Annotated in this window: 8 protein-coding genes; 5 read left to right on the plus strand and 3 right to left on the minus strand. The window is 67.5% G+C overall.

Annotated features, from left to right (window positions below; genetic code table 11):
• A partial coding sequence (locus ACRDUX_RS29535) for a hypothetical protein (RefSeq protein WP_526419163.1) occupies positions 1-206 on the minus strand: 206 nt, incomplete at its 3' end.
• Between ACRDUX_RS29535 and ACRDUX_RS29540 the strand changes: the two genes are divergently transcribed.
• From ACRDUX_RS29540 to ACRDUX_RS29550, 3 genes are all read left to right on the plus strand, one after another.
• On the plus strand, positions 138-755 hold the full coding sequence (locus ACRDUX_RS29540) for a phosphotransferase family protein (RefSeq protein ID WP_526419176.1): 618 nt from the start codon (positions 138-140) through the stop codon (positions 753-755). The two genes, ACRDUX_RS29535 and ACRDUX_RS29540, sit on opposite strands and share 69 nt — an antisense overlap.
• A 25-nt stretch (positions 756-780) precedes the next feature.
• Positions 781-3,237 carry an FAD-dependent oxidoreductase gene (locus ACRDUX_RS29545; RefSeq protein ID WP_526419165.1) on the plus strand — a complete coding sequence of 819 codons (2,457 nt, stop codon included), beginning with the start codon at positions 781-783 and terminating at the stop codon, positions 3,235-3,237.
• Positions 3,238-3,402: 165 nt separating this feature from the next.
• Positions 3,403-4,632 carry an alpha/beta hydrolase family protein gene (locus ACRDUX_RS29550; protein ID WP_526419166.1) on the plus strand — a complete coding sequence of 410 codons (1,230 nt, stop codon included), beginning with the start codon at positions 3,403-3,405 and terminating at the stop codon, positions 4,630-4,632.
• On the opposite strand, the gene ACRDUX_RS29555 is transcribed toward ACRDUX_RS29550, so the two are convergent.
• Positions 4,629-5,546, minus strand: coding sequence for an alpha/beta fold hydrolase (locus ACRDUX_RS29555; RefSeq protein ID WP_526419168.1), 918 nt, complete (start codon positions 5,544-5,546; stop codon positions 4,629-4,631). The genes ACRDUX_RS29550 and ACRDUX_RS29555 overlap by 4 nt on opposite strands.
• Before the next feature lie 106 nt (positions 5,547-5,652).
• On the opposite strand from ACRDUX_RS29555, the gene ACRDUX_RS29560 reads away from it, so the two are divergent.
• Positions 5,653-6,306 (plus strand): response regulator transcription factor, encoded by a 654-nt coding sequence (locus ACRDUX_RS29560; RefSeq protein ID WP_526419170.1) that lies wholly within the window; start codon positions 5,653-5,655, stop codon positions 6,304-6,306.
• Between the two features lie 6 nt (positions 6,307-6,312).
• On the opposite strand, the gene ACRDUX_RS29565 is transcribed toward ACRDUX_RS29560, so the two are convergent.
• The gene (locus ACRDUX_RS29565; RefSeq protein ID WP_526419172.1) at positions 6,313-6,672 is read right to left on the minus strand and encodes a response regulator transcription factor; all 360 of its coding nucleotides are present in this window, start codon (positions 6,670-6,672) and stop codon (positions 6,313-6,315) included.
• Between the two features lie 106 nt (positions 6,673-6,778).
• Here ACRDUX_RS29565 and ACRDUX_RS29570 point away from each other — a divergent pair.
• A partial coding sequence (locus ACRDUX_RS29570; RefSeq protein WP_526419174.1) for a GAF domain-containing sensor histidine kinase occupies positions 6,779-8,281 on the plus strand: 1,503 nt, incomplete at its 3' end.

Here is an 8,281-nt window from a genome sequence, read left to right on the forward strand (position 1 = left end):
GTTGCCCGGCAGCAGAAGCGTGCGGGTGATCGTCGGGCCGTCGGCGAGCCGCCGAGCGGGCCGGCGTCGGGGCGCCCGTCATCGACTACCGCCCCGACCTCGGCATCCTGCTGATCGGCTACCTCGAGGGCACGACGCTGACCAGCGACGACTTCTCCAGGCCAGGAGTCCTCGCCAAGGTGGCTCTTGGCTGTCGGACGCTTCACGGCGGACCACGGTTCCAGAACGACTTCGACATGTTCGCACTGCAGCCCACCTATCTCAAGATATTGCAGGACAACGGGTTTCGACTGCCATCGGACTATCTCGAATACGCCGACCACTTCGAGTCGATCCGGGCGGTGCTGGCCGACGAGAATCCGGCGACGGTTCCGTGTCACAACGATCTGCTGGCGGCCAACTTCGTCGAAGACGGTGAGAGGGTGTGGCTCATCGACTACGAGTACTCCGGCAACAACGACCCGTGCTTCGAGCTCGGAAACATCTGGCGCGACAACCGATTGACCACCGAGCAGCTCGAAGAACTGGTGACCAACTACTTCGGCCGCCCGATCCGCAGCCGACTCGCGAGGGCACGCCTGCAGGGCACCGTGTCGCAGTACGGCTGGACCCTGTGGGGGTGTATCCAGAACGGCTCGAGCGCACTGGATTTCGACTTCTGGTCCTGGGCCATGGAGCGGTACGAGAACGCCGTCGAGGAGTTCAAGGGACCCGACTTCGCCCGCCTGCTCGACGACGTCAGGACCGGGGACTGAAAACTGCCATGGGAGAGACGAATTCATGAGCACCACCACCCTTCCCGAGCGGGCCAGGATCGTCGTCATCGGCGGTGGCGTCATCGGAGCCAGCGTTGCCTACCACCTGACCAAGCTCGGTCTGACCGACGTGCTGCTGATCGAGCAGGGCCGACTGTCCTCCGGCACCACCTGGCACGCCGCTGGGCTGGTGGGTCAGCTGCGCGCCTCGGAGAGCGGTACCCGCCTGGTGCAGTATTCGACGGAGCTCTACACCGAACTCGAGGCCGAGACCGGCCTCACCGCGGGCTACAAGCAGTGTGGGGGTGTCACGGTCGCGCGGACCGAGGACCGGATGATCCAGCTGCGCCGAACCGCGGCCAACGCAGCGGCATTCGACCTCGAGTGCGAGCTCCTGACGCCTGAGGAGGCGTTCGCCCACTACCCGGTGATCCGCACCGACGACCTCGTCGGGGCCATCTGGCTGCCCGCCGACGGAAAGGCCAACCCGACCGACCTGACGCTTGCGCTGGCCAAGGGGGCGCGGCAGCGTGGCGCCCGGATCATCGAGCGCACCAGGGTCACCGGCGTGATCACCGACCGTGGCCGCGTCACGGGGGTCCGCACCGACGTCGGTGACGTCGAGGCCGAGGTCGTGGTCAACTGCGCGGGCCAGTGGGCCAAGCAGGTGGGATCGATGGCGGGCGTGAACGTCCCGCTGCACTCCGCCGAGCACTTCTACGTCGTGACCGAGCCCATCGCAGGCGTCCGCACCGACATGCCGATCCTGCGCGACCCCGACGGCTATACGTACTTCAAGGAGGAGGTCGGCGGACTGGTCATCGGAGGTTTCGAACCGGAGGCCAAACCGTGGGTCAGCCCCGACGCGATCCCGTATCCGTTCGAATTCCAACTGCTGGAAGAGGATTGGGACCACTTTCAGATCCTCATGGACAACGCTCTGCTGCGCATTCCGGCGCTGGACGAGACCGGGCTCAAGAAGCTCTACAACGGACCGGAGAGCTTCACCCCCGACAACCAGTTCATCCTCGGCGAGGCGCCCGAGCTCGCGAACTTCTTCGTCGGCGCCGGATTCAACTCGGTGGGCATCGCCTCCGCGGGCGGTGCCGGGCGCGCGCTGGCCGAGTGGATCGCAAACGGCTCACCGACCACCGATCTCACCAGCGTGGACATCCGGCGTTTCGCACCGTTCAACGGCAACAACCGCTGGCTGCACGACAGGGTGGCCGAGGTGCTCGGGCTGCACTACGAAATACCTTGGCCCAACCGGGAAATGACGACCGCTCGGCCGTTTCGTCGCTCGCCGGTACACCACCTCCTGGCCGAGGCGAACGCCAACTTCGGCAGCCGGATGGGCTGGGAGCGGGCCAACTTCTTCGCCCCCGCGGCCGCGGACCCGGTCATCGAGTACTCCTGGGGAAAGCAGAACTGGCTGCCCTGGTCGGCGGCCGAGCAGATCGGTACCCGCACCGGCGTCACCGTCTTCGACCAGACGTCGTTCTCGAAGTACCTTCTGGTGGGCCAGGACGCCGAAGCCGCGCTGCAGTGGCTGTGCACGGCGGACGTGGCCGTCGAGGTCGGGACCACCGTGTACACCGGGATGCTCAACGAACGCGGATGCTACGAGGCCGACGTGACCGTGACCCGGACCGGCGACGACGAATTCCTGATCGTCAGCAGCGCGGCCACCACCGAGCGCGACAAGGACCACATCACCCGCAATATCCCGGCGGGCCTGCGGGCGCAGCTCGTCGACGTGACGTCGTCGCTTGCGGTGTTCGGCGTGATGGGCCCCCGGTCCCGCGAACTGCTGACCGCCCTGACCGACGCGGACCTCGGCGACGCCGCCTTCCCCTTCGGCACCAGCAGACGAATCAGCCTGGGCTACTCAACCGTTCGCGCGACGCGCATCACCTACGTGGGGGAGCTCGGCTGGGAACTGTACGTTCCGACCGAGTTCGCCGTCGGCGTCTACGAAGACCTGATGACGGTTGGCGCCGAGTTCGGCGTGACCCGCGGCGGCTACTACGCGATCGAGTCACTTCGCCTGGAGAAGGGCTACCGCGCGTTCGGCCGCGAGCTGACCCCCGGTGACAACCCCGTCGAGGCAGGGCTGCTGTTCGCGTGCAAGCTCGGGACCGACGTCGACTTCCTCGGCCGCGCCGCCGTCGAGAAGGCCAGGGCCGAAGGCCCCCGGCGTCGCGTGGTCGGATTCTCCGTCGCGTCACCGGATGCCATGCTCTGGGGCGGCGAGCTCATCCTGCGCAACGGTGTGGTCGCCGGCCAGGTCACCTCGGCGGCGTGGGGTGAGACCACCGGGGCGTGCGTCGGGCTGGCCTACGTCAGGGCCGCCGACCACGCGAAGGTCGACGCTGCATGGGTCGCGGCGGGGGAGTACGAAGTGAACGTGGGCGGCCATCTCCACCCGATCACCGTGTCACTCAAGGCGATCTACGACCCGTCCAACTCGAGGATCCGCTGACGGATGGTGGCTGCCCGAGGGCACGTCAGGGATACGATTTGGCGAGCGAGCGCGGGAGACGCCGGGACGTACTGGGTGGTGTTCGGGATGGTCGCCGCGATCGTCATCTCGATGCTCGGCAGATGGGTACTCCTGATCGAAATCCTCCGATAGGAGAGGCGGCTCGTGAAGATTCTGCTCGACGACGCGGAAATGGACGCACAACTCGGCCGGACGCTGATCGCCGTCGCGGCGGAGGCGGCCGACCTCGGCGAGGTCATGGTGACGGCGGCCCGCACCACGGCCGGCGATTACGACTCCTGGTTCGACGAGTGGTCGGCGACCGCCGAGGTCGCCCAGAGGCTCGGTGAGGACGCAGTCCGGGGCGGGCACGACGTGACGGCCCGCAAGGCGTTCCTGCGAGCCTCGGAGTACTGGCGGCAGTCCTTCTTCTTCATCCGCCACGACATCGACGACGAACGGCTGCAACACGCCTGGCGACAACACCGGTTGGCCTTCCGGTCGGCGCTGCCGCTGCTCGACTGCCACGCGGTCACCGCCGAGATCCCGTACGACGGCGTATCGATGACCGGATACCTGTTTCGACCGGCCGACGCGGACACCCCGCGACCAACGGTGTTGGCGCCCTGCGGTTTCGACTCGACCGCCGAGGCGGGGTACGTCGCCACCGGCTACATGGCACTGCCGCGGGGGTACAACTTCTTCGTGTTCGAAGGGCCCGGCCAGGGCGGCATGCTCTACGAACACCGACGCCCATTCCGGCCCGACTTCGAGGTTCCGTTCGCCGAGGCGTTCACGTGGCTGCTCGCTCAAGACGGTGTCCACCCCGGTGCGGTGACCGTGATGGGCCGTTCGTTCGGTGGGTATCTCGCACCGCGGGCCGCGGCGTTCGAGTCACGGGTGGCCGCGCTGGTCACCGACCCGGGGCAGTATGACTTCGCCTCCCGGATCGGCGCGCTGGCCAAGGGCGCGGGCTTCGACAGCCCGCAGGATTTCCTCGCGCGGCTGCAGGCCGCCGACCCCGAGTTGGACGCACGGCTGCAAGAGCTGATCAGCGGGCCGCGCAACGTCGAGTGGTACGGCGCGCGGATGGCGGCGATGGGTACCGACACCGTCGGAGACTTCATCCGCAAGCAGCTGACGTTCTCCCTGGAGGGCATCGCCTCCGACATCTCGTGTCCGACGTTGGTGACCGAGGGCGAGGGTGACTTCGCGTCGCAGAGCCAGCGGCTGTTCGACGAATTGAGGTCGGAGAGGCGACTGAAGAAGTTCACCGAGGCGGAGGGTGCGGGCGGCCACTGCGAGGGCCTCGGCAGCACCCTGTTCGAGAGTTACGCCTTCGACTGGCTCGACCGCGTCCTCGGTCGCGCTCCACTCCAGATCACGCAGAACTAGGTCGTCGGCTCGAGATCGTCCCATAGCGTCATCAGGTTCTTCAGAATCTCCTCGGCATAACCGAGGCCGGCGAGATGACTCTCGCCAGGCAACGTGTACAGCTCGGCGTCGGGCAGCAGCGAGACGACGTGGCTGCCGTGCGCGAAGGGGATGATGTGGTCCTTGTCTCCGTGCCACCACCGCACGGGCACCTTCACCTGGTCGAGGCGAAATCCCCAGTCCTTCGCGAAGACGACGACGTCGGCGAACGGTGCCGCCATCTGTTTGCGACTGCCGTTGAGAAGGTCGTCGAGGAACATCGCCTTGAACTCCGGGCGCGCCAGCAGCCGACGGTCACCCTCGGGTGATACGCGGCCGTACATGTCGACGGCCCGCGAACCGAGGGGACGGATGAGCTGAATGAGTCCGACCGCCGCGAGCCGCAGCGGCAGTCCGATGAACGGCATGTACGGTGCCACCGCCGAGCCCAGCGACATCAAACCGCCGCTGATGGCCTCCGGTCCGACCGTCGGCGCGACGCCACCGAGGACCCCGGCCACCACGACGCGGTCTGGCATCGCCGCGCCGCAGGCCAAGGCGTACGGCCCTCCACCGGAGAGCCCGATGACGGCCATCTCGTCGATCCCGAGGACGTCGGCGATCGTGCGCAGGTCCTCGGCGAACGCCAGCACGCTCGGGTACTGGTATGGCGTCGATGAGCCGATGCCAGGACGGTCGATGCCGATCAGCCGGATGTTCTCGCGCTCCGCGTAGACACGCGCCTCGACCGGAATCTGGCGGCGCGCTCCGGGGGTCCCGTGCAGCCAGAACACCGCGCGGCCCTGCGGGTTGCCGAACTCGGCGAATCCGATCTGGCGATCGTCCCCGACGGCGACGTTGCCCTCCAGCTTGGGACGTGCGATTGGCATGACCATGCGCAAAAGTGTCGCACGGACGTTTGGGCGATCAGCGCGGCTTGGCGCTTCCGCTTCAACAACGCCACCTCACGCGAAACGCGAGGTGGGTGCGAGAATCGTGAGGATGAATGCCGTACGCGTGGTCGTCGCCGATGACGACGTCCTCCTCCGCGAGGGCCTTGCCAGCCTGCTCGACCGATCGGGATTCGACGTGATCGGTCAGGCGGGCAATGCCGTCGAACTGCTCGACATCGTCGCCGAACGGCAGCCGGGGTTGGTGTTGACCGACATCCGCATGCCCCCTTCGCACGACACGGAGGGCCTCGACGCGGCCAAGACCATCAGGGAACGGTGGCCCGAAATCGCCATCCTGGTGCTCTCCGCGCACGTCGACGTCGAGCACGCCATGGAACTCCTGGCGGGAGGGCACTCGATCGGTTACCTGCTCAAGAGCAGGATCACCAACGTCGACGACTTCGTCGAGACGGTGGGACGGATCGCGGGCGGCGCCGCCGTCGTCGACCCTGCGCTCGTTCAGGAACTGGTGTCCGCCCGCCGCCGCGACGACCCGCTCGACGCCCTGAGCACCCGTGAGCGCGAAGTGCTGACGCTCATGGCGGAGGGTCTGTCGAACTCGGGCATCGCGGGACGGATCTGGGTCACTGAGGGAACCGTCGAGAAGCACGTCCGCAGCATCCTGACGAAGTTGCATCTGCCAGAGACACAGGAGGAGCACCGCCGGGTCCGCGCGGTGATCATGTACCTGGACTCGTTGTGAGCGCCGCTAACGGTGCGCGTCGAGCATGCCTCTGATCGCGACGGGTGACAGGGCGAATTTGGCCAGGAATCCCAATGCCGAACTGTCGGCGATCATTTCGGCGTAGTCCTGTTCGGAGTGCGTGGAGATCAGGATGACCGACGGCGCCGGACCACCGGTCCCGTGCAGTCTTTCCACGACGTCGAATCCGCTCTCGCCGTTGAGTTCGACGTCCACCAGGGTGACGTCCGGGCGCAGGTCGGTGTAACGGCTCAACGCCTCCTCGGCGCTGCACGCAACCCCGACGACGTCGATGCCCGCGCGCTCGAGCATGTCGGTCGCGGCGTCACGGAAGTCGGCACTGTCGTCGACGATCAGACAACGCACGGGACACCTCCGGAGAACTTCACTAGACGAGCTTGACAGCTCGTCGCACCGCGGGCATTGGCGCTAGCCGGAATGTTGCCGGTGAAACCCACTAGCATCCGGTGCGATGACCGAGTACCCAATCACCTCCGACGACCAACCCGGTGGCCGGTGGCCAGTTCTTCGCGCCCGCCTGCTTGCCACGGTGCTCCGGCCGACGGCACGCCCGCTGGGCTGGGGCATCGTCGTCGCCGTCGCGTTCCTCGCCGCCGAGACGTTGGTCGTGCTGTATTTGTCGCGGGTGGCCCCCGAGAACGCATTCGGGGCCATCTTCCTGCTCGGAGTGCTCGTCGTGTCCGCGGGCTGGAGCATCGGTCTGGCGATCGCGACATCGATCGCCAGCACCCTGGTGTACCTGTACTTCCACCTCGACGGTGTGGCGGCCGCACTGTTCGTGTTCCTGCCCTTGGCGCTGCTGGCCAACCTGCTGGCGGGGCAGGCCCGGCTGCGCGCCGCCGAGGCCGAACAGCGTCGCCGCCAAGCGGATGCGCTGGCCAAACAGCAGACCGCGTTGCGCAGGGTCGCCACACTGGTGGCAAGGGGCGCCGATCCCGCCGAGGTCTATCCCGTCACCGTCACCGAGTTGGCCCGTGGGCTCGACGTCGAACACGTCACGCTGGTGCGGTTCGAATCCGACCAGTCGTGCACCGTGCTTGCCGCGCAGGACCAGCCGGGAAGGGAGACCCTGCGGACGGGCGAACGACTTCCGCTGGACGGGGAGAACATCAGTGGCCGGATCCGGCGGACCGGCGCGACCGCGCGGATCGACGACTTCGAGAGTGTCGAGGGCACCATCGCCGACCGGATGCGTGGCCTCGGACTCCGTTCCGGCGCAGGCGCACCGGTCACCATCGACGGAGAGCCCAGAGGCGCCCTGATCGTCGGTTCGGTGCGTACCGAGCGGCTGCCGGACGGCACGGAGGAACGCATCGGTGACTTCGCCGACCTGGTTGCGACGGCGATCGCCAACGCGGAGACCCGGGCCGAACTCAAGGCGTCGCGGGCCCGCATCGTGGCCGCGTCCGACCAGGCCAGGAGGAGGTTCGAGCGCGATCTCCATGATGGCGCACAACAGCGCATCGTGGCGCTTGGGCTCGGTTTGCGCACCGTTGAAGCGTCTGTGCCACAAGAGGATCAGGCGGTCCGCAAGCAGCTCGACAACGTGATCAACGGCCTGGCGGACCTGTACACCAACCTGCAGGAGCTGTCGCGCGGCATCCATCCGGCGATACTGTCCAAGGGCGGGCTCGTGCCGGCGCTCAGAGCCCTCGCGCGACGCTCGGTGGTGCCGGTCAGCGTCGACGTCGACGTGGATCGCCGGCTTCCCGAGTCCATCGAGGTGGCGGCGTACTACGTCGTCGCCGAAGCCCTGACGAACGCCGCGAAGCACTCTCAGGCGGCGGGGGTCACCATCCGGGTGGGGCTCGGGGCGGATGCGCTTCACATCGAGGTTGCCGACGACGGCGTCGGCGGCGCGACGACCGTAGGCGGGGGTTCCGGTCTCGTCGGGCTCAGGGACAGGGTCGAGGCGGTGTCTGGTCGTCTCGACGTCTCGAGCCCGCCGGGCGAG

It is taken from the genome of Mycobacterium sp. (genome assembly GCF_050701675.1).
GTDB lineage: Bacteria > Actinomycetota > Actinomycetes > Mycobacteriales > Mycobacteriaceae > Mycobacterium.